Annotated in this window: 14 protein-coding genes; 5 read left to right on the forward strand and 9 right to left on the reverse strand. The window is 55.5% G+C overall.

From position 1 onward, the window contains the following. Positions 1-46 precede the first annotated feature (46 nt). Positions 47-5,272, forward strand: coding sequence for a Hint domain-containing protein (locus AC3B6F_RS04775; RefSeq protein WP_489823550.1), 5,226 nt, complete (start codon positions 47-49; stop codon positions 5,270-5,272). Here AC3B6F_RS04775 and AC3B6F_RS04780 read toward each other — a convergent pair. After that, entirely contained in the window at positions 5,269-6,345 is a 1,077-nt protein-coding gene (locus AC3B6F_RS04780) for a glycosyltransferase family 4 protein (RefSeq protein WP_489823551.1), read from the reverse strand. The two genes, AC3B6F_RS04775 and AC3B6F_RS04780, sit on opposite strands and share 4 nt — an antisense overlap. 46 nt (positions 6,346-6,391) lie before the next feature. Here AC3B6F_RS04780 and AC3B6F_RS04785 point away from each other — a divergent pair, with 46 nt between their 5' ends. Together AC3B6F_RS04785 and AC3B6F_RS04790 are read left to right on the forward strand one after the other, a co-directional pair. Then, a complete protein-coding gene (locus AC3B6F_RS04785) occupies positions 6,392-7,414 on the forward strand; it encodes an NAD(P)/FAD-dependent oxidoreductase (RefSeq protein WP_489823552.1) in 1,023 nt (340 codons plus the stop codon). A gap of 96 nt (positions 7,415-7,510) precedes the next feature. Beyond that, a complete protein-coding gene (locus tag AC3B6F_RS04790) occupies positions 7,511-8,764 on the forward strand; it encodes a D-amino acid dehydrogenase (RefSeq protein ID WP_099180839.1) in 1,254 nt (417 codons plus the stop codon). A gap of 264 nt (positions 8,765-9,028) precedes the next feature. Here AC3B6F_RS04790 and AC3B6F_RS04795 read toward each other — a convergent pair whose 3' ends face one another. The 5 genes from AC3B6F_RS04795 to typA all read right to left on the reverse strand — a co-directional run bounded on the left by AC3B6F_RS04795 (position 9,029) and on the right by typA (position 18,032). Next, positions 9,029-10,108 carry an IS5 family transposase gene (locus tag AC3B6F_RS04795; protein ID WP_489823012.1) on the reverse strand — a complete coding sequence of 360 codons (1,080 nt, stop codon included), beginning with the start codon at positions 10,106-10,108 and terminating at the stop codon, positions 9,029-9,031. A 1,188-nt stretch (positions 10,109-11,296) separates the two neighbouring features. Beyond that, positions 11,297-12,466, reverse strand: a complete 1,170-nt coding sequence (locus tag AC3B6F_RS04800) for an aminotransferase class I/II-fold pyridoxal phosphate-dependent enzyme (protein ID WP_489823553.1) — start codon at positions 12,464-12,466, stop codon at positions 11,297-11,299. A gap of 123 nt (positions 12,467-12,589) precedes the next feature. Next, a complete protein-coding gene (locus AC3B6F_RS04805; RefSeq protein ID WP_426067372.1) occupies positions 12,590-15,040 on the reverse strand; it encodes a TonB-dependent receptor plug domain-containing protein in 2,451 nt (816 codons plus the stop codon). 616 nt (positions 15,041-15,656) lie between these two features. Further along, on the reverse strand, positions 15,657-15,941 hold the full coding sequence (locus AC3B6F_RS04810; RefSeq protein ID WP_489823554.1) for a hypothetical protein: 285 nt from the start codon (positions 15,939-15,941) through the stop codon (positions 15,657-15,659). Between the two features lie 270 nt (positions 15,942-16,211). Continuing rightward, complete coding sequence (typA, locus tag AC3B6F_RS04815; RefSeq protein WP_282860192.1) at positions 16,212-18,032, reverse strand: translational GTPase TypA; 1,821 nt, start codon at positions 18,030-18,032, stop codon at positions 16,212-16,214. A gap of 171 nt (positions 18,033-18,203) precedes the next feature. Here typA and queF point away from each other — a divergent pair, with 171 nt between their 5' ends. Beyond that, a complete protein-coding gene (queF, locus tag AC3B6F_RS04820) occupies positions 18,204-18,692 on the forward strand; it encodes a preQ(1) synthase (protein WP_015072627.1) in 489 nt (162 codons plus the stop codon). A gap of 3 nt (positions 18,693-18,695) precedes the next feature. Then, positions 18,696-19,511, forward strand: coding sequence for an AAC(3) family N-acetyltransferase (locus AC3B6F_RS04825; RefSeq protein WP_489823555.1), 816 nt, complete (start codon positions 18,696-18,698; stop codon positions 19,509-19,511). Here the strand turns inward: AC3B6F_RS04825 and AC3B6F_RS04830 are convergent. From AC3B6F_RS04830 to AC3B6F_RS04840, 3 genes are read right to left on the reverse strand one after another with little or no spacing between them, the layout of a single operon-like run. Further along, positions 19,501-21,042, reverse strand: coding sequence for a PepSY-associated TM helix domain-containing protein (locus tag AC3B6F_RS04830; RefSeq protein WP_489823556.1), 1,542 nt, complete (start codon positions 21,040-21,042; stop codon positions 19,501-19,503). The genes AC3B6F_RS04825 and AC3B6F_RS04830 overlap by 11 nt on opposite strands. Next, positions 21,039-21,335, reverse strand: a complete 297-nt coding sequence (locus AC3B6F_RS04835) for a hypothetical protein (RefSeq protein WP_489823557.1) — start codon at positions 21,333-21,335, stop codon at positions 21,039-21,041. Before AC3B6F_RS04835 ends, AC3B6F_RS04830 begins: the two co-directional genes overlap by 4 nt. 8 nt (positions 21,336-21,343) lie before the next feature. Continuing rightward, entirely contained in the window at positions 21,344-21,613 is a 270-nt protein-coding gene (locus AC3B6F_RS04840) for a hypothetical protein (RefSeq protein ID WP_489823558.1), read from the reverse strand. Positions 21,614-21,621: the final 8 nt, after the last annotated feature.

The following is a 21,621-nucleotide window of genomic DNA, read 5'->3' on the forward strand; positions in this document are numbered from 1 at the left end:
TTAGTAACACTCCAACAATACCCCTTTTCCAGAAGGTATTCATAAAATGTCATCCACGCTTCTCATCAATGAATTCATGTTCAACCCAAGTGCTTCCGGAGATCCGAAAGAATTCATTGAAGTCAAAGGGGACGCAAACACAGATTATAGAGAATGGTCACTCATTGTTGTCGACGGTGACGGCAGCGTTGCGGGCAAGATCGATAACGTTTTCCAGCTCGGGACAACAAACAGCTCTGGCTACTGGGTTACCCCTTACCAGAAGAATGCTTTGCAGAACGGCACGCAGACTGTTCTTCTGGTCAAGGACTTTACCGGCAAGGTCGGAGACGATCTCGATACCGCCAATACTGGCACGTTCACGTCCACCCCATGGTCTGAAATCGGTGACACGATCGCCGTCTCGGACGGAGGCAGTGGCGATCCGACCTATGCGAACGCTCCGGTCCTGACTGGCAAATTGATCGCTGGCGCATCCCGCATCCCCGACGGCACTGACACAGACAGCGCATCTGACTGGACCGCGGATGACCCGTCTCTGGCCGGAATTTCGGGATATGGTACCACTGCTGCTGCCGGAACCATTCTGGTTACTCCAGGAGCCGCAAACGACGGAACCACCAGCGGCGGCTCTTCCGGCTCGGATGACAGCTCCTCAGGGTCAGGATCGGATACGGGATCAGGTTCAGGTTCAGGCACCGATACCGGCACCACAACTCCGACAGCCCTGACCATCCAGCAGATCAACGGAAACGGTTATTACAGCCCCGTCGCGGGCAGCAGCGTCACAACCACAGGCGTCGTGACGGCCGTTGATACAAACGGCAGCATCGGGTTCTGGATCCAGCAGTCCAGCAAAGACACAAGCAGCGTCGGGAGTACCGGCCTGTTTGTGTACGCTGGCAAGAATGCCACATTGCCAACTGTTGGCACGACCGTTTCCGTCACCGGCACAGTGACGAATTATTCCGGTACGTCATGGAGCAAATCCCTGACACTGCCGGAACTCAATCTGGTCTCCTACACAGACACAGGCGCAGCCTACACGGCGATTTCCCCGACCGTGATTGGCCAAGGCGGTCTGACCGTTCCCGCAGCCTCCTATCTTGGCGATCTTGAACAGGCGATCGACCTCAACAAGAGCACGGCCACCATCAACCCTGACACCAACGCTCTGGACTTCTATCGCAGCCTCATCGGGCAGGTCATCACACTGCATGATGTTGTAGCGACCGGTGCCACAGCGTCCAACGCCACCTGGGTCGTGCCAGACAACGGAAATGGCCTCCTGACGCCAACCGGTGCACTCCAGAGCACTGAGAGCAGCATCAATACCCAGCGCGTCGAGATCTACTATGACAGCGGCGTCACACCTGGTTCCGCCATCAGCGCTGAAGTCGGAGACAAGCTCGAGGATATCACGGGTGTCCTGACCTACTACAATGGCGTCTATGAACTGATCCCGACCACACAGGTCACGGTCATTCATACCGAGACGGAAAAGCCGGTCACGAGCTTCCACAAAGACGAGCAGAACCTTCTCGTCAGTGACTACAACATCGAGAATTTCAACGCCCTTGATCCGGCCAACGCGGACCGTCTGGCACAGGTCGCCAAGATCATTGTGCAAAATCTCGACAATCCTGACGTTCTGGCCATTCAGGAAATCCAGGACGACAGCGGCATCACGAATGACGGCACTGTCAGCGCGGAACAGAACCTTGCCGCGCTGGTCAAGGCCATCGCCGACGCAGGCGGTCCAACCTATTCCTGGGCACAGGTCGATCCGGCGAACGGCACGCAGGGCGGTGTGTCCGGCGGCAACATCCGCAGCGTGTTCCTCTACAATGCGGACCGCGTCACGCTGAAGGAACCCGTCACCACGATCGGCAGCGAAGAACTGAGCGGAACGTTCAAAAACACCCGCCTTCCACTGGTTGGCACGTTCGAGTTCAACGGCAAGGACGTCACGCTCATCAACGTGCATCTGTCCTCGCAAGCCGGAAGTTCGGAGCTGTACGGTGCAACCCAGCCCCCAGTGAACCACGGCGGCACGACCAGCACGGTCAACAACCGTATCGCTCAGGCTCAGTACATCACCAACTACGTCCAGAACCAGCTTTCCAGCGACCCAACCGCGAAGATCGGTATCCTTGGTGACTTCAACGACGTAGCGTGGAGCGACGCCAACAAGGTCTATGCCAACGCCGGCCTGACCGACATGGAAACCAAGGAAGACGAGAGTAACCGCTACACCTACATCTATGAAGGCAACGCCCAGTCCCTCGATCACACGATCGGCACGGACGGATTTGCCAATGCAGGCCAGTTCCAGACGCTCCATATCAATACGGGACAACTTGACGCAGAATCCGACCACGACCCTTCCCTAACCCTGCTGGAAATGACGGATTACAGCGCCACAAATGGTGCTGCCCTGTCTGACGTCGCCCTGACAAACAGCCAGACCGCAGCCGTCCACAGCGGCAGTACGGCTTCGAACATCAGCGTTGGAGATGGAAGCCAGCTTGCGCTTTATGCTGGCAGTACGACCCAGAACATCCGCCTCGCCAGCGGCGCAAAAGTGGACCTCCCGGAACTTGCCTGGTCCAACAGCGCGACGGCAACCCTGACCGATCCCTCCACGCTGGAAATCTCCAACGGCACCGACACTTATACGATTGCCCTCGACAGCGATTACGCCGCCGACTTCTTCACGCTTCAATCTGACAGCACCGGCGGCACGCTCCTTCTGACAGAAGGCACACCCTGCTACTGCCGCGGCACACTGATCCGCACGGAACGCGGTGATATTCCGGTCGAACAGCTTGAAGTTGGTGACCTGATCCAGACGCGCTCGAACGGCCTGCGCCCCATCCACTGGATCGGCCACCGCAGCTATTCCGGCACGTTCGCCAATGGCAACCGCGATATCCTGCCAGTCACCTTCCGTAAGGGATCGCTCGGCAGGGACCTTCCTGAACAGGACCTGTCCGTCTCCCCGCTCCATGCCATGTATCTGGACGGCGTGCTGATCCCGGCTCTGTCGCTCGTGAACGGCACCAGCATCGTGCAGGCCGAGCGCATGGATGAAGTCGCGTACTTCCACATTGAACTGGAAAGCCACGACGTCATCTTTGCGAACAGCGCAGAGTCTGAAACCTTCGTGGACGACAACTCGCGCGGCATGTTCCACAACGCCGCCGACTACAGCGTGCTCTACCCGAATGCAGAGTCGGTTCCGGCTCAGTATTGCGCCCCGCGCGTTGAGGAAGGCGCCCTTCTGGCCGCCGTCCGTAGCCGTCTGAACGCCCTGTCTTCTGAAACCCGCGTGGCAATGAACGATCTGGAAGGCTATGTGGACGTCGCAACGCACAGCCGTATCGAAGGCTGGGCACACGTTACAGGAAGCGTGAAGCCTGTCCGTCTTCAGATTGTCGACAACGGTGTGGTGCTGGGCGAAATCCTGGCGGACAAGGCTCGCCCGGATGTTGGCGCAGCCTGTGGCTTCCGGTTCGACATTCCGGGTGGGCTGTCTCCGCTGGAGCGTCATGTTCTCGAAGTCCGCCGCGTCACGGATGGTGCGGCCCTCGGTAACACGCCGTGGATGATGGACCAGAAGGAACAGAAAGCCCCACTGGCCATCGTAGCGTCTGCTCCGGTCGAACTTCTGGACGGCTGTATCGACATCGCCACCCGCAACCGCATCTCCGGCTGGGTCACGAACCCAGCAGCTTCTGAAGACCCCGTAACGCTTCAGATCGTGGATAACGGTGTGGTTCTGGCCTCCGTTCTGGCCAATGGTCGACGCCCGGATGTCGCAAAAACGGGCCGTCCTTTGCTCTGCGGGTTTGATGTTATCCTGCCAGGTGGCCTCTCCCCCCTGACACGCCATGTTCTGGAAGTGCGTCGTGAAAGCGATGGCGCCCTTCTCGGCGCGCCGCAGGTTCTGGAAGCCGTCGGCATGTTCGACGCAGATATGGAGCAGACCGTCGCCCGCGCCGTCGAAGCAGCCGCTGACGAGCAGGCTGGCGATCAGGTTCTGTCCTTCCTGCTGGGTCAGGTCGAGAAACTCCGCCAGTCCCGGGCGCAGGCCATCAGCGGCCTGACGGATCAGGCGCTCAACGTCACCCGCCGTCGCCGTGGTATGAAAACTGCCAGCGCACCGCAGCGCAAACGTGCTCTGGTGATCGATAGCCTGCGTCCGGATGCAAAGCGGGACGCAGGATCGCAGGCCATTCTGTCTCACATGGCTGCACTGGAAGGTCTGGGATACGACGTCTGCTTCATTGCAGCGGACCAGATGACCCTGATCACACGTCTGGAAACCCTCCCGACCGTGACTGTTCAGGGCGCACCGGTCTTCGCATCTGTCGAGGATGCACTCTCCCGCCAGAAAGACAGCTTCGACGTTGTGTATCTGCACCGGGAAGACGTCGCCACGCGCTACATGGCGCTTGTCCGTCACAACCAGACCAAGGCCCGCGTGCTGTATAGCGTGGCGGACCTGCACTTCCTGCGTCTGGCCCGTCAGGCCGCCATTCAGGGACGGCCCGAACTGATGGCCAAGGCCAATCAGGTTCGGATCGCAGAATATCGCGCCGCTCTTCAGGCCGATGCCGTGCTGACGCATTCCCAGACCGAAGCCGCACAGCTTCGCAAGGATCTGCCTCAGGCGAATGTGTATGTCGTGCCCTGGGCTGTGTCGCAGACCACTTCCGAGGCCACAAACCGCACTGGCGTACTGTTCGTCGGCAATTACGCCCATGCGCCGAACGGTGATGCCGCCCGCTGGCTGGTTCAGGACATCATGCCAGCCGTCTGGGCCATGGACCCGACCATCACCTGCAACCTCGTAGGCGCAGAGATGCCAGACAGCATCCATGCTCTGGCCAGCGACCGTGTCCGCGTTCTGGGGCATGTGCAGGATCTGGGCAGCGTTCTCGGTCAGGCACGCCTGAGCGTTGCACCGCTGCGTTTCGGTGCAGGCATCAAGGGTAAAGTTCTGGAAAGCCTGTCCGCAGGCGTTCCCTGCATCATGACACCCGTTGCAGCCGAAGGCCTGACCCTTCCGAAGAACCTTCAGCCGCTCGTACAGACAACAGCAGACGATCTGGCTCGCCAGATCGTCGCACTGCACACCGCCGAAGACCTGTCAGACGTTACAAACGCAGGACGGGACTACACACAGGCAATGTTCTCCGAAGAGGCCGTGATGGCAGCACTGAACAGCGCGCTGGACCAGAAAGCTGCCCTTCGCGCGGCAGGCTAAACACCACAAGGAAGAGACAGCAGGTCCATCCATCGGGCCATGACTGTCTCTTCCTGAAACTCCAATGCTTTGCGGCGGGTCATGGCAGACATGGTCCGCCGTTTTTCTGTCTGCTCCATCAAGGACAGAAGTGCCTCGGCTAACGCGGGAACGTCGCCCGACTGAACCAAAATCCCATTCACGCCGTCTTCCACAATTTCAGCCGGCCCGGTTTCACAGTCGAATGACACAACCGGCAGACCGGCAGACGCCGCTTCCAACAGAACCATCGGAAGCCCTTCATAGCGGGAGGAACAGACATACAGTCCAGCCTGCCGATACTCCGCTTCAATCTGATGCGTGGCCGGAGCCAGCGTCACGCGCGATAATCCCTGCACGGCCTGAAGCAAAAGATCCCGGTCCGGGCCGTCTCCACGGATCAGCAGAGACCAGTCTGCGCTGCGGGGATCCGCTTCCACCTTCGCCCACGCCACCAACAACAGGTCATACCCCTTCTGTGACGTCAGCCGGCCTACCGTCAGAACGGTTCGGGATGTCTCATCATAAGGTGTCTGCCAGACAGGAGGCGCCATATTGGAAATGACGGTCAAAGAAGCCCGAACGTCCCGCCCCGCCTGCCAAAGCACCCTGTCCCGAGCCGTCAGAACAACAACATCGTCAGCCCATCTGGCCGCAATCCGCCGCCCCCAGACCCGTTTGCGACGTCCCAACGTAATGTTGAAATTGAAGTGCTCCCAGACGATGCAGCGACATCTGGCCAGACGGGCTGCTACAACGCCATAGAGAGCATGTGTGGCTTCCACGACAATCAGTGTGTCGATACGGTGACGCCTCAGATAGCGCACCAGTCTCCCGACAATCCGTGGCCAGGAATTGAAAATTTTTACCGGCTTTTCAAACAGGGATTTTACGGGAATTCTGTCATCCAGCGGAAAGACGGGCGGGCCGTTTCCCACCAGTTCCAGCAGATGAACCGTCACATCCCGCTGAACAAGCCCGTTCATCACCGCACAGGCAGAGCGCTCGGTTCCGCCTGTTGCATTAATATGTTGGATGACAAAGGCGCACCGCATGCGGGATGGTCTACCCCATTCAACTCAAAACGCCTAAGAAACAGATATGACGATTTCACCTCAAACCCTCTCCACCGACGTCGCAATTGTTGGCGCCGGTCCGACCGCCCTCTTCGCAGCGTTTGAATGCGGAATGCTCAAACTGAGCTGCGTTCTGATTGACGCTCTCGACAGCATTGGCGGCCAGTGTGCGGCCCTCTATCCGGAAAAGCCGATCTACGACATTCCGGCTCACCCTTCCATTGAAGGGGGCGCACTGATTGACGCTCTGGACAAACAGATTGCCCCGTTCGACGTTCCGCGTCTGCTCGGCTCCCGCGTGGAAACCCTGACGGGCCATCGTGGAGACTTTACGCTGACAACAGCGCGTGGCGACACGGTAAAAGCCAAGGCTGTCATCATCGCGGCTGGTGCAGGAGCGTTCGGCCCGAACCGTCCGCCGCTGGATGGACTGGAAGCTTACGAGCGGACGGGTGCCGTTCAGTATTACGTCAAGAAGCGTGCTGATTTCGCGGGCAAGACAATCGTGGTCGCCGGTGGTGGCGATTCTGCGCTCGACTGGGCCCTGTCCCTCTCCGAAGTGACCGAGAAGATCTATCTTCTGCACCGCCGTGACCGCTTCCGCGGCGCGCCGGAAACGCTCTCCCGCATCGAAGAGCAGATTGCCGCCGGACGCATCGAGAAGGTCGTTCCCTACCAGCTTCATGCCCTGCACGGCACGGACGGACAGCTTTCCGCCGTTGAAGTCACCACACTCGCTGGCGACTCCCGCCATCTGGAAGCCGATACGCTCCTGCCATTCTATGGTCTGTCCACCGATCTCGGCCCGATCGCCCTGTGGGGACTGGATACGCACCGCAACACGGTACCTGTCACGCCAGCCACGCTGGAAAGCAGCACGCCCGGTATTTTTGCCATCGGCGACGTGGCCACCTATCCCGGCAAGCTTAAATTAATTCTTCAGGGATTTTCGGAAGGCGCAATGGCAGTTCATGCCATCCACGCCATAGTTCATCCGGATACAGCCCTGCACTTCGAATATTCCACCAGCAAGGGCGTTCCGGGCTGAAAACCGGGGGTAGACAACCGTTTCCGCTGGTGCTGATCTGATCGGTACCAAATCGAAAAAACGGTTTTCTACCAATCGGAAAGCAGCAGAACTGTCATGAAAATCATCGTCATGGGCGCCGGTGTCATCGGCGTCACAACGGCCTGGTACCTCGCTCAGGAAGGCCATGAGGTTGAAGTCATTGACCGGCAACCAGGCGTAGGGCTCGAAACATCCTTCGCCAATGCCGGTCAGGTGTCTCCTGGCTACTCAACGCCATGGGCCATGCCGGGTCTGCCGTTCAAGGTCGCAAAGTGGATGATGAGCAAGCACAGCCCGCTCATCATCCGTCCACGCTTTGATACCGCCATGTTCCGCTTCATGGGCGAACTGCTCGCGAACTGTTCGGAAAAAGCCTACGATATCAACAAAAGCCGTATGCTCCGGATCGCGGAATATGCCCGCGACAAGATCGACGCCCTGCGCGACGAAACCGGCATTACCTATGACGGCGACCAGAAAGGTCTGATCCAGCTTTTCCGGACGGATGCACAGGTCGAACATGCTGCCGAAGACATGCGTCTTCTGGCCGAAAGCGGCATCGACCATCAGCTTCTGAACGTCGATGAAATCATCGCTCATGAGCCAGGTCTGGCTCATGCCCGCCATCGCCTGCGCGGCGGCCTGCGTCTTCCGGGTGACCAGACGGGTGATGCCCATCTCTTCACACGCCGCCTCGCCGCCATGGCCGAGCAGAAAGGCGTGAAGTTCCGCCTTGGCACGAACATCGAAGCCATTGAAGCCACCAGCGATTCCATCCTGAGCATCCGCACGAGTGCAGGTCGCCTTAAGGCGGACGCTTATGTTCTCGCACTGGGAAGCTACTCGCCTCGCCTGATGAAGCCGCTTGAGTTGCGTCTGCCGATCTATCCGGTGAAGGGCTACTCCCTCACCATGCCGATTACGGACGAGAGCCGTGCACCGGTTTCGACGGTCAATGACGAAACCTACAAGGTTGCCATCACGCGCCTCGGGGACCGTATCCGCATTGGCGGCACGGCTGAACTGACGGGCTTTAGCCTGCGTCTTAGCCCGGACCGTCGTGAAACGCTGGAACTGTCCTTCAACGAAATGTATGGCGGCGGCGACCTCTCTGCTGCACGCTACTGGACAGGCCTGCGTCCCTGCACCCCCGACGGCACACCCATCGTCGGCCCAGCACCGCGCTACGACAACCTGTGGCTCAACACGGGGCATGGCACGCTCGGCTGGACGATGGCTGCAGGCTCCGGTCAGATCGTGGCAGACCAAATTTCTGGCCGCCAGACTGCTATTCCGTCTCTTGATCTGTCTCTGGACCGTTATCTGTAAAGCTTTGTCTGCCCGGTCAGGAGAATCTCCTGATCGGACAGACCCAGAACTGGTATCGGAATATGACGGCTACAGTTCTTGGAAAAAGTGGCCACAGGCAGTCCATCTTTCCGTCCGTCAATCCGTTCAGGTGGAGGGATCGAAGAACCATCAATTGATGTGCTTGGCCCGTGATTTCTGGGTTTTGGCGATTTGATTGACGGTTCTTTGGGGCGTTTTCTGTTTGCGTTTTGAGCAGATCGAGTGCTGTTTCCCGCTGGATGACTACGCGCTCGCGCTCAATCGTTCGAGGAAGAGAAAGCGGCGCATGTTGTAGACAATATTGGCCAGTCCGATCCTCATGGTGGCCCGGGTGATACCGACAGTTCGGATGAACAGTCCCGTCTGCGATTTCTGATCGGCAAAGACATGCTCGACACGAGATCGGATCACAGACTTTCCTGCATTGGATCTCTGGATATGCCGGGGCATCGGTTTGAGATGCGGTTTTTTTCTGTGAACCTTCGAAACAAATCCCTGCTTTTCCATGAAGTCTTCATTGGCTTTGGAGCGATACGCCGTGTCTGCCCAGACGCTTGAGGCCGTATTGGTGTTATCCAACAGCCCTTCTCGCAATCGCGCACCATCACTGGCGGCGGCATCTGTCGTCTTCCATTTCCGGATGAACCGGAACTTCCTGTCGATGGAGACATGGGACTTGTAGCCAAAGAACGGAATGGCCAGATCCGTTGTGGGGATCGTCCCGTCATCCTGACGCTTCGCCTTCGTGAACTTCAGTGTCCATCGTGCATGACGATCCTTATGCGACAGCTTTGCCGGCTTGTCCTGCCAGTCTTCGGGGGTACGTCCTGCCCGGAGGTCGGCTTTCTCAGCGTTCGTATTGCGCTGCTTTGGAGCGGCTACCAATGTTGCATCCAGGATCTGGCCCGACATCGGCAGATAGCCCGCGTTCCGCAGGGTCGCGTCAAACCGGTCAAACAGTCTTTCAATGGCCCCCGCCTGGGTCAGGCGTTCACGGAACAGCCAGACCGTTTTGGCATCAGGCACACGGTCCGACAGCCTCAGACCTAAAAAGCGCATGAAAGAGAGGCGGTCGTTGATCAGATATTCCGTCCGTTCATCAGACAAATTGTTCAGCGTCTGGATCACCAGGATCTTGAACATCAGTACCGGATCAAACGGCGGACGCCCGCCTTTACTGCCGTCTGAATAGGCCAAAGCCTGCTCCAGATCAGGGCGGAACACTTCAAAATCCACTGTCCGGGAGAACGCTTCGAGCTGATCGCCAAGCCCGCTCAAACGGGCAAGCCGCTCTTCAACATCAAAGAAACCAAGCTGTTTCATAGCGGCATTCCCTCAACCAAAACCAAAGAAAGGGAATCACATAGAAAGCATCAAAAACAGAGAGTTTTTCGAACCCTCCATTTTGTCAATCCTCACAATGTGTTTCCCATAATGCCAATTTTGAGGCCTTTCGTCATAATTTAAAAATATGAAACAACCAAAAACGCTGTTGAGTAAAACGTCACTGCCCGATTTTGAGCGTGATGAATGTTAGTTTTTATAAGGTTATTTGTTGCGAATTAAAAACAATAATAGAAACATTCCGCTCCGGTTTTTTACATAAAAACGCTAAAAAATACTGCTCTGTATCAATCTAAATTCAAGGCTTGATATATGCTGCTTTAGCGGCGATGAGAATGACGACAGGAAGGGTTATGCGACTCTCTTCTCGTATCGGATTGCGACAGCTCGCCATTTCTTGAGCCCCGCCCACAGATTTTCGATCAGATTTCGGCGTCTGTAAGCCCACTTGGAACAAGCGACTTCTGGATCATTCGTCCTCAACCGGATGGTAAGAAGATCCCAAGTTCCAGAGATATACGCGAAATTTGTAAAGGCATACCCTCGGTCACAGACGACACAGGTCGTCAAGCAGGGCATAAGTGGGCGGCAGCTCATATGCCGGACCGAGCGACAGCGTGAGGGGCTAAGCGCCTCACGATCCCTGTGGCGTCCACTGTATCTCCCTCTTTTGGCAGCCACGGCCACAGATCATTTTGCCATCAAGAAAGACGGACTGCATCATGCTCATTGCAAACATTTATGAAGCCGTTCTGTCATTCAAGACCTCACAAACCTTCGAGCAGATCAACTCCATATATTAAAATGCAATCTACTGAGCCAACAGGTTATAGCTCTGAAAAGCCGAAGAAGAATGTCCACTCAACAGGCCTTCTCGCCCTCTAGCTTTCTTCAGATCAAACCAAAACGCTTTAAATTGACCGCCCAACCTGCTTGGAAAGGACAGAGATCTCAACATCGAAGCAACTCATCCGCCTCCTGATCCATCATCTCATCAGAACAGGAAAAGTGGAATTTCTCAAAACCAAAAAATTGAGGTCTCCACCTTGGGCGCGTCTTGTTGTTTATACGCAAGCAGGATTTACGGGCATGATGCGGTGAAATCGTCGCCACCAATAGACTACGATCATTTTAGATAAAGTGTTGATCTTATGGAACAATCGCAGCCTATCCAGTAACGACATCAATAGCTTGAATAAACCGTTCCATATCCCGCCGCGACCCAATTGTGACACGTGAACGGTTAGGCCAGATCGGCCAACTTCGTCCAATCTCCACCCCTTGGCCTGCGATCGCTTTTTGAAGGCTGGCAGCATTTTTTCCCCAGTCCACCATAATCATGTTCGCTTCGCTTCCGGGAAGATAATAAATGTTTCTGCGCTTCAATTGTCCGAGCGTGTATTCGCGGTTCGCGATCAACTCTGAACGGCGTTGTTCGATCTGAGTGTGCAAGCGCAGGCTTGCGTTTCCTGTAGCCAAAGCAACAACATTGATGAGCTGGCTGGCTGCTTCCCCGTCATAACGCAGCATGCGACGATGCAGGTCAGGGTGAGCAAAGCTCAACCCAAGGCGCAAGCCCGCCATACCAAACAGTTTGGAGAAAGTCCGCAGGACAACAATGTCTTTTCGATGCGTGACAAGAGAGATAGCGCTCTCGGCTCTTGAAAAATGAATATACGCTTCATCTACCAGAATAACTGCATCCTTGGGCTTATTATCAGCCAGCCAGACAATGTCTTCCAGTGGAGTGATCGTACCGGTCGGATTGTTTGGGGTACAGACATAATAGAGCCCCGCATTCGGATCAGCCTTCAGAAGCGCACGCACGTCTGTAGCATAATCGTTATGCGGCAAAAGCGGCACACGAGATTGCCTGACACCCAGCCATTGAGCGGTACGCCATGCAGCCTCGAACGTCGGATCAACCGTAACCAATCCACGTTGCGGAGCGCAGAATGTCACAATCGCTCGCATTAACGGGTCCATGGACCCTTGCCAGGGCCTCACGTACTCCACAGGGATGCGTTCTTGCTCCGCTACCGTAGCGATAAGCGTCGCGCGCAAGTTAGAGGGCTCGTATCGATTACCATGGGCAAAAGCTGCAAGCGCGCTTTCTTGTGTCTCGGGAAACGGCCCGGTCCAGCATTCATTTGCGCCAATCCGAACCGGCTCAGAAATCCTAACGGCCTCCGAAGGACCTGACGCATGGGCCGCGGAAACAAACCGGGCAAAGGCGCTGCTCATGCTCAGAACACCAGCAATCCTTCCGAATTGCCGACGACTGTAACCCCGCGCCAGAGCCTCGGCGCGTATTTCAGGTGTCAGTGTGTCTCCCATAGGAAATCCAGTTCATTTCAGGTTATGTCAACATGACAGGCACCAGAAAACACATCTTCGATTACTGATGCCAATTAATGTAAATAATAAGTAAATTGATATATTTTTAATTAAAAATGCAAATCATAGATTAAAATTTATGCGCCCATAATAGTATCCTCCTGTCATGGGAATTCCTGACGAATTCAGATCATAATTGTCTGTTCCGAGATACGCGTTCTCAAGAGGAACCTTGCGTGGACGCACGTTAAAAAGGTTGTTCGCACCAACAGCCACATGCCACCGGGATGAAAGACGGTATCCAACTTCCAAATCTGTCAGCCAAGCTGGCGTGTTCTTGAATTCATAAAAGACTTTATTTGAATATCGCAGAGCCTCTGGTGCAGAGTCTGCATAGCTCAGATTATCTTTCGTCTCGCCATATCGTGTCTGTCGGATATTGATGTCCCAGGATCCGATCGTCCAAAACGCATCCAGAATTATCTTGCTACGGGGAGAAGCCGTGGTCAGGTAACTGATTCCCTGAGCGTTCAGAATCGGATTATGGTTCAGATCATAGGATAGATGGTGAAGCCGGGTCCGGTTTAGGTCCAGTCCAAGCGACAAATTCAGATTACCATAGCGGTGCAGATGCAGAAGATAATCCGCATTCAAATCCAGCCCCTGAGTTCGCGTACTGGCACCATTCGAATAATAGTTTGCGGTTACGCCATTCAGGTTTGAAATTTCGGGAAGCGTCGCACCCGTCGCCTCAATGGCGTTGATTGCCGCGAGACCATTGTAATTGCCACCGTTGATGATGCGGTCACGGATATTGATCTGATACACATCTACAGTGACGTGTAAGCCAGGAAATGGCTCCGTCACCAGGCCACCACTGACATTTGTCGAGCGTTCAGGCTTCAGGTTGGAGGCTCCCAGAAGATGGGCAGCATTAGAATTGGAGGCAAGTTGCCCACTCGCTCCTGTTGCAGAGACGTTGAGCGAACTGAAATGCTCTTCTGCCAAAGTGGGCGCGCGGAAGCCGTTGCTGATTGTAGCTCTCAGGGCAAGACGTCTGCTGATGTCATAACGGGTGGCGATCTTACCGTTTTCAGTATTACCGACATCAGTATAATGCTCAAAACGGCCCGCAAAATCGAGATCCCAGTGCGGGAGAGGGTGAAAGTCCGCATCTGCATAAGCCGCATAGACATCACGCGACCATGATCCGGCATTTTCAGGCATCAGTCCAACAATCGCCTGTGAGCCGCCATAAAGGTACGATGCGGGTTCACCCTGCTCAATGTGATAGCTCTCCAACCGGTGTTCTCCACCGAAAGCGAAGGTGACAGGAATGGCATTGGCAATTTTGAAATTGCGCTTTAGATCAACATTGTTGGTCCACTGAGCCATTCGGTAGCTACTGATGTGAATACTGGTCGGGGTGAAACCGGATGCAGAAAGCAAACCGGTATTGGCGGTATTTTTGTTACCGATATTGTCTTCATCCGCGCCATAAACAGTGCTGACATCCCAGGCAAACCCTAAAAAATTGTCACCTTTCAGACCCAGAGTTGCAGCATAATCATTTTCTTCGATCGTTTCGGTAGGAGTAAAGCCCCAAGGGTAGAGTGCCGGAGCTACAGTCGGAAGACGATATTGTTCCAAGGCTTCAGCATGACGATGCGCATAGGTGATCAGTCCATAGCCGGCAATACCTTCCCTCAAGGTCTTTCCGAACGTAATGCCTAGGTTTTCCCGTGTTTCCTCAGGCGTGCTTTCACTTGGATTATCGTATTTTCCCGTACGATCATCCACACCGCCCGTGACCATGTGATCAGTGTGGTATTCCTGTCCACTGATGTGAACATAACCATCATCGCCGAAATGAAAGCCGCCATCGATTCCGAGCTGATACTGCCAACCATCTCCGTTATAGGCATTAGCGCCGGTCTGACCGGTGATGTTCAGGCCTTTTCCAGTTTTCTTAGTGATAATATTGACGACGCCCGCTACCGCATCAGAACCATATTGTGCGGCAGCACCATCCCGAAGGATTTCGATATGATCGATCATGTTTGACGGAATCATGTTCAGATCAACTGGTGTCGAACCTGACTGCGCACCACCATCTTCGTAAACATCGCCTGTGTAATGACGTCTTTTTCCATCCACGAGAACAAGTGTATCGTTTGGATTTAATCCACGCAGGCGTATTGATGACACAAGGCCGCCAGCATCCCAGCCCATCGTCTGAATCGAAACAGCGGGATTGGTACGCGCAAGTGCATCTGTCAGATTGATTTGCCCCGTACGACGAAGGGTAGCTGCGGAAATAACGTCAATCGGCGATGTACTGTCTCTTGCACGCCGGTTGCTGGCATGCGTCCCCGTCACGATGAAATTTTCATCCGTTTTCGCAACTGGGTGATTGGCTAATCGCTGACCTGACTCGCTAGCCAAGTGCCCGATGAGTGTCGAATGAGTAGTCTTCGTTTTTTTCTCTTTAGTTCTGTCCGGTCGATGAGACAGATGCGCATCAGCAAGAGCAGATTGCGAAAAAGCTTCATTTTGAAGGTTAAAAACGATCAACCCACCAAAAATAAAAGGAAAATAATACTTATGTCTCCGCATGATACACTCCAGAAATCTCATGGGGACGTTTATTTATGACATAATTTTTCTGAATTATAACAAGTTTTAGAAATAATTTGAATTGATGAAATTCAAACAATCCTACAGAATACCATTCACAAAATACAAAATCTTATCGGGATTTTATATTGTATAATTTGAAAATTAACCCAAACTTATAAAATAAATACGATTTTTATTAATAATATATATTATAATATAAAATATTACCTTCGCAATACGGATTTAAACTCCAAATTTTCAGAGAAATTTCATGTTGTAGGAGACTGTCTAATTTTATGACTGTCATACCCGCAGTTTCTCAAAATTCTTTATCTCATCAGGGATGACCTACCAGAACAATGGCTGTACCTTTAAAATCAAAGGAGCATTACAAATCTGAGAAACTACCGGAAAAGAAACTGTCGCTCTGAATACCTCTGATGGTCTTTGGAGAAGACTTTTCCGTCGTTTCACAACCTCAAAATGCACTCAACAAAAAAAAGGGCCCGCTCGAAAGCGGACCCCATTTCCTTCAACGGTAGCCTTACGACGACCGTTCAGCATCCCGAAATCAGTTGGATGGTGCTTCAGCGTCCGTCGGAGCAGACGTCTCAGTAGCAGCCTTCTTGTGGTGTTTGTGATGCTTCTTCTTGTGGTGGTGCTTCTTCTTGCTCGTCGTGTCCGTAGCCGTTGCAGCATCCGTGGCGGCAGGAGCAGCAGCTGGCGTTGCAGCAGGAGCCGCAGCCGTCGGGGCCGTGGTGGTTTCTGCCGGAGCGGCAGGATCAGCGAAAGCCGGCGCAGCCGTCAGGGCCAAAGCGGAAACGGCAGCGATAAGGGAACGGTTGAAAAGGCGCATCTGAGAACGAAGCTCCAGAAAACTGAAAAACGGACCACGTGTCAGAAAAACCGAAGTGGCCATGCTTCGAAACTAGCACCAGACAACGTATTCGTCGTGCATTAACTTTTTGAAATTTCAGGGTAATAGCGGCTTGTCTTCGTAAAGACGCCTCAATTCCGCCAAAGTCTCGATCAGGACTTCCTGACTTCTTTCCTACGACTCTCGAACAAAAAAAACGCGCACCGGAAACCCGATGCGCGCTCTTCATGCTTTTCCTGAAAAGAAAGATCAGGCTTCGCGGCTCTTGGAGGCGCGCTTACGCTCGTTCGGATCCAGGTAACGCTTACGGATACGAATGGCGGACGGCGTCACTTCAACCAGTTCATCGTCTTCGATGTAGGCGATGGCCTGCTCAAGGCTCATACGGCGCGGCGGCGTCAGAAGCAGGGCTTCATCCTTGCCGGAAGCACGCATGTTGGTCAGCTTCTTTTCACGGACGGCATTGATGTCCAGATCGTTCTCGCGGGAATGCTCACCCAGGATCATGCCTGTGTAAATCTTCTCGCCAGCGTCCACGAACATCGTGCCACGGTCCTGCAGGGAGAACAGGGCGTACTGCGTCGTCTGGCCATCTTCAGCGGAGATCAGGGAGCCGTTACGGCGACCTTCGATCGTGCCGACATATGGGTGATAACCATCGAACAGACGGTTCATGAGGCCCGTGCCGCGCGTGTCGGTCAGGAACTCGCCATGATAGCCGATCAGGCCACGGGACGGGATCAGGAACGTCAGACGGACCTTGCCACCACCGGACGGACGCATGTCCTGCATCACACCCTTACGCAGGGACATCTTCTCGACGACAACGCCGGAATACGGCTCGTCCACGTCGACCAGAACTTCTTCGAACGGCTCTTCACGCTCGCCGGTCTCTTCGTTTTCACGGAACAGAACGCGCGGACGACCGATCGTCAGCTCGAAGCCTTCACGACGCATCGTTTCAATCAGAACGCCAAGCTGAAGTTCACCACGGCCGGCAACTTCAAAGGCTTCGCTTTCCGGGCTTTCCGTAACCTTAATGGCCACGTTGCCTTCGGTTTCCTTGAAGAGACGGTCACGGATCTGACGGGACGTCACCTTCTTGCCTTCACGGCCACCCAGCGGACCATCGTTAATACGGAAGGTCATGGAAAGGGTCGGCGGATCAACCGGGCGGGACGGCAGCGGCTCGCTGATGGACGGATCAGCGATCGTGTCAGGAATCGTCGCTTCGGACAGACCAGCCACGGCCACGATGTCACCGGCTTCGGCTTCATCAACCGGCACGCGGTCCAGACCACGGAAGGACAGCAGCTTCGTCAGACGACCGCTTTCAACAATCGTTCCGTCCGGACGCAGCACGCGAACCGGCATGTTCACCTTTGCACGACCCTGGTCGATACGACCCGTCAGGATACGGCCAAGGAAGTTGTCGCTCTCGAGAATGGTGGCAACCATGCCGAAAGGCGCATCCTTGTCGACGTTTGGCGTCGGAACGTGGCGCAGAACCAGATCGAACAGTGGGGACAGGTCCTTCTTCGGTCCGTCCAGTTCCAGATCTGCCCAGCCCTGACGGCCGGAAGCATACAGCATCGGGAAGTCGAGCTGATGCTCGTCAGCGCCGAGGGAGGCGAACAGATCGAAGATTTCTTCGTGCACTTCGTCCGGACGCGCATCGCTACGGTCGATCTTGTTCACGACCACGATCGGACGGATACCGCGGGCCAGAGCCTTGCCCAGAACGAACTTCGTCTGCGGCAGAGCGCCTTCAGCGGCGTCAACGAGGATGATCGCGCCATCCACCATGCTCAGGATACGCTCGACTTCGCCACCGAAGTCAGCATGGCCCGGGGTGTCGATGATGTTGATGCGCGTCTCTTTCCAGACAACGGACGTGCACTTGGCGAGAATGGTGATGCCACGCTCGCGTTCGAGGTCATTGCTGTCCATCGCGCGATCAGCAACGTGCTGGTTCTCGCGGAAAGAGCCGGACTGCTTGAGGAGCGCATCAACCAGCGTGGTTTTGCCATGATCGACGTGCGCGATGATGGCGATGTTACGGATTTCCATGTGGTCTTCCAGACGGTGCATCGAAGATAAGAATTTGCGCCGTCTTCTGCACCGAATCCCGCGAATATGCAAACTCTGTCGCAGTCTTTTCGCATAAATCACGACTTGAGCATGGACGGAAGCTGGTCCAAATCATCAAAAAACACTGTCTTTTCGCGAGTAGACTCCATCATGTCCGACACAACACCAACCGGGCCTTCTGCCCCGGGAACCGATGCCCTGAGCCAGCTTGGCCGCAATACGCCTGCTGCGAGCTGCCCTGAAGAAGCCGTTCTGGAGCGCGTCCCCTCCCCGCATCAGGGCCGCAAATATGTTGTCCGTTTCACGGCACCGGAATTCACGTCTCTCTGCCCGGTCACAGGCCAGCCGGATTTCGCGCATCTCGTGATTGACTACATCCCGAGCAAATGGATCGTGGAAAGCAAATCCCTCAAGCTGTACCTCACCAGCTTCCGCAATCATGGTGCGTTCCACGAAGACTGCTCAGTCGCCATCGCAGAGCGTCTGGTCGAGCTGCTTGATCCGGAATGGCTGCGAATTGGTGCCTACTGGTATCCACGTGGCGGCATCCCGATCGACGTGTTCTGGCAAACGGGCGAGCCACCAGCAGGCGTGTGGATTCCATCGCAGGATGTTCCGGGCTACCGGGGCCGCGGCTGAGGCATGACGGAAGCGGCTGCCATTGCCCGGTCGGGCGGTCCTGTCACTCAGGCACGCCTTACGGTCGATTTCAGACGGCTGGGCCTTGAGCCCGGCATGACTGTTCTGGTCCATACCACCATGAGCCGGATCGGCTGGGTGTGCGGCGGGGCCAGAACCGTGATCGAAGCCCTGTTTCAGGCTGTAGGGCCGGAAGGCACGATTGTCATGCCGGCCCAGTCCTCGGAACTCAGTGATCCTGCCGGATGGTGCGAGCCATCAGTCCCTCAGACCTGGTGGGACACCATCCGGGCAAGCATGCCAGCGTTCGATCCGCGCCTCACGCCCACACGCGGCGTAGGGACCGTGGCAGAAATGTTCCGCACCTGGCCGGGCACACGCCGGAGCCTGCATCCGCAGGTTTCTTTCAGCGCTCACGGCCCCCTTGCAGCAGAAATCCTCTCCAGCCAGCCCCTTGAAGATCCATTTGGCGTCATATCCCCTCTCGCTGCCCTGAAACAGGTTGGCGCATCCGTTCTGATGATCGGGACAGGCTGGGAAACCTGTACGGCACTTCATCTGGCAGAACGTCTGGTCGATCCACAAGGACCGACTTTCGAGGACGCAACGGCCATTCTGGTGGAGGGTGAACGCAAATGGGTCCGTTTCCGAATGCCACACACAGATGTAGACCGCTTCCCGGCTCTGGGCGCGAAACTGGACGGACACCCAATGCTGCGCCATGGCCATGTCGGGGCCGCGTCTGCTCGCCTTTTTCCAATCGATCAGGCTGTCAGAATCGCCGTACAGTCATGGCGTGAACGCGCTCTTACGCCGTAAGGGCGGCCCCCATGATCTGACGCGGCCGCTTTTTAAGCGCAAGAACCATCAGGGCAATCCCATAGAGCAGCGTCACACTCTCCAACCCCGGATGCAGCACTGATCCAGACGTCAGGGAACGCGCCATGTCTGTGATCGGGATCAGGAGTGTCAGAGTACCTGCAAGACACAGTAGCGGCCCGATACTGCGCGTACCGCCCAACCACATCGCGACCAGCAGACAGACCATAAGCACTGCATAAAACAGCGCTTCCACAGTCTGGTAATGGCCACCTTCGGGAAGGAAAGGCATAGCGGCCAGTACGGCAGAAATTCCGCTGACACACCCGATCATACAGCCCGCTGTCAGCACTGACAGACACCGTGTTCCGAAACTGTCTGCGGTCAGACCTTCAGAACGCTCTCGCCGTCGACGCGCTGAAAGCCAGAGCTGGTTTCCAGAATAAAACAGAAACGCACCTCCAAAACCCAGAACAGCGTAAGTCCAGCGGACCAGCCACCCTCCGTAAGTCCCGAAATGCAGCGCGTAAATCAACGTCAGGGCCTGGAATGCCGATGTCTGATGGTTGGGAAGAAAATCTGTTGCGATCAGACGACCGGTGTAAGGATTCATATCTGCGTATCCTCCCTCCGGTCGACGCACGATCTGTGCCTTACTCTGCACCATAACTCTCAGGGAAGGTTTTCCTCCCCGGCTGGAATAAACTAGTGCATTAGGCTCAAGATCCGGAGCCTGCCTGTTAAAAGCCTCTACAATAGCCATCGGCTCCAGCGGGAGTTGTGAGCCATGATCGGAGTGGACACGACCTTTCGCTGACTGATGAACTGCGACGGGAAGGAACAGAGTTTTTTCCAGCGCCATAATCGGCTGCTGAAACGCGAACCCCGCAGCGGAAGCTGCCATCACGATATGAAACGGGAGCGAGCAAACCCCAAGAAGCGTGTGAAAATCGAGCCAGACCCGACGCAGGCTCTCAGTCATTCGCAGGGCGAAAAGATTACGGACCAGAGACGGCAGCAGAACAATCGTGCCGGACACCAGGGCCACTGCATACAGAAGCGCCACAATGCCCATGACGAGCCGTCCATATTCCCGGTTCAGGGGCAGGCCAATACGCTGATGGAGGATATTGAGAAAATACATAGCCTGGGAAGGCGTGCGCGCCCGGGTGACAAGGCTACCATCCGGAGCAAGTCCCGCATAAATGGTCCGTGCCGGACCGTACTCCTTTTCAAAAGACGTCGTCCACATGAGACTGGAGGGGCTGGCAGCGTCGGGATGCAGCACCAGCGTGTAAGCAGTTGCCATGGACGGGTCAGAAGCCTGCGCCTTCTGCACCAGCTCTGACAGGCTCTGGACAGGAACGGGGGCAGGAAGTTTTGATGTTTGGGATGCCCAGTTTTCCAGCGGCAGTTCAAACATCGTCATGCCACCGGCATAGAACGCAATGAACAGAAACAGCCCCGCTGTGATGCCCGCCCAGCTATGGACGTTCCGGTAAAGCCGGATGATATCGCCGCGTATCTTCATGCCATGAGGCCCTGCAAAAGAAAGAACAGCGCCCACATGCTTCCGTTCAGCAGAGCCAGAACAAGCCATGCCTGCCGAGGGGAGCGGAACAGGAATGAAAACGCCACCAGAAGCCCCCAGACTGGCCCCGGAAACCAGCGCAGAAGCTGCGATGTGACGGTTTTAAACTGGGCATCAGCGTGAAAGAGCAGACCCAGGACCCCTAGCAACCCACTGGTCAATGCAGCCCCCAACACGAGCCCTGCCATAACTTTTCCGAACCAGCCCGTGCCGTCCAGAGGCTTCTGTTGCACGCCAGTCTTCACAGGAGGCGCCCCTGACTTCTGTAAACAGCGATCAGAAATGGCAGCAGCGCGCTACTCAGCATCAGAAGCGCACTCACAGTCAGGCAGGCGGACAGAACATGCTGTTCCTGAGCCATCACCATGGCTGCCAGAAAGAGACACCCTCCTCCCGGCAGTAGGCCCTGAATGACCGTAAGAGGTCGGCGCAGCAGACATTGAGAGGGCGCAGAAAAATAAAATAGCCCGGACGCCAGAATCGTCAGGACAACAGAAGCAAACTCAAACATGACCAGCC

This window comes from Gluconobacter sp. ESL1110 (genome assembly GCF_058107395.1).

Excerpts from the sequence above, each read along its gene's own strand:
- AC3B6F_RS04775 (WP_489823550.1), top strand. The coding sequence starts at position 47 with ATGTCATCCACGCTTCTCATCAATGAATTCATGTTCAACCCAAGTGCT.
- AC3B6F_RS04780 (WP_489823551.1), bottom strand. The coding sequence starts at position 6,345 with ATGCGGTGCGCCTTTGTCATCCAACATATTAATGCAACAGGCGGAACC.
- AC3B6F_RS04785 (WP_489823552.1), top strand. The coding sequence starts at position 6,392 with ATGACGATTTCACCTCAAACCCTCTCCACCGACGTCGCAATTGTTGGC.
- AC3B6F_RS04790 (WP_099180839.1), top strand. The coding sequence starts at position 7,511 with ATGAAAATCATCGTCATGGGCGCCGGTGTCATCGGCGTCACAACGGCC.
- AC3B6F_RS04795 (WP_489823012.1), bottom strand. The coding sequence starts at position 10,108 with ATGAAACAGCTTGGTTTCTTTGATGTTGAAGAGCGGCTTGCCCGTTTG.
- AC3B6F_RS04800 (WP_489823553.1), bottom strand. The coding sequence starts at position 12,466 with ATGGGAGACACACTGACACCTGAAATACGCGCCGAGGCTCTGGCGCGG.
- AC3B6F_RS04810 (WP_489823554.1), bottom strand. The coding sequence starts at position 15,941 with ATGCGCCTTTTCAACCGTTCCCTTATCGCTGCCGTTTCCGCTTTGGCC.
- typA (WP_282860192.1), bottom strand. The coding sequence starts at position 18,032 with ATGGAAATCCGTAACATCGCCATCATCGCGCACGTCGATCATGGCAAA.
- queF (WP_015072627.1), top strand. The coding sequence starts at position 18,204 with ATGTCCGACACAACACCAACCGGGCCTTCTGCCCCGGGAACCGATGCC.
- AC3B6F_RS04825 (WP_489823555.1), top strand. The coding sequence starts at position 18,696 with ATGACGGAAGCGGCTGCCATTGCCCGGTCGGGCGGTCCTGTCACTCAG.
- AC3B6F_RS04830 (WP_489823556.1), bottom strand. The coding sequence starts at position 21,042 with ATGAAGATACGCGGCGATATCATCCGGCTTTACCGGAACGTCCATAGC.
- AC3B6F_RS04840 (WP_489823558.1), bottom strand. The coding sequence starts at position 21,613 with ATGTTTGAGTTTGCTTCTGTTGTCCTGACGATTCTGGCGTCCGGGCTA.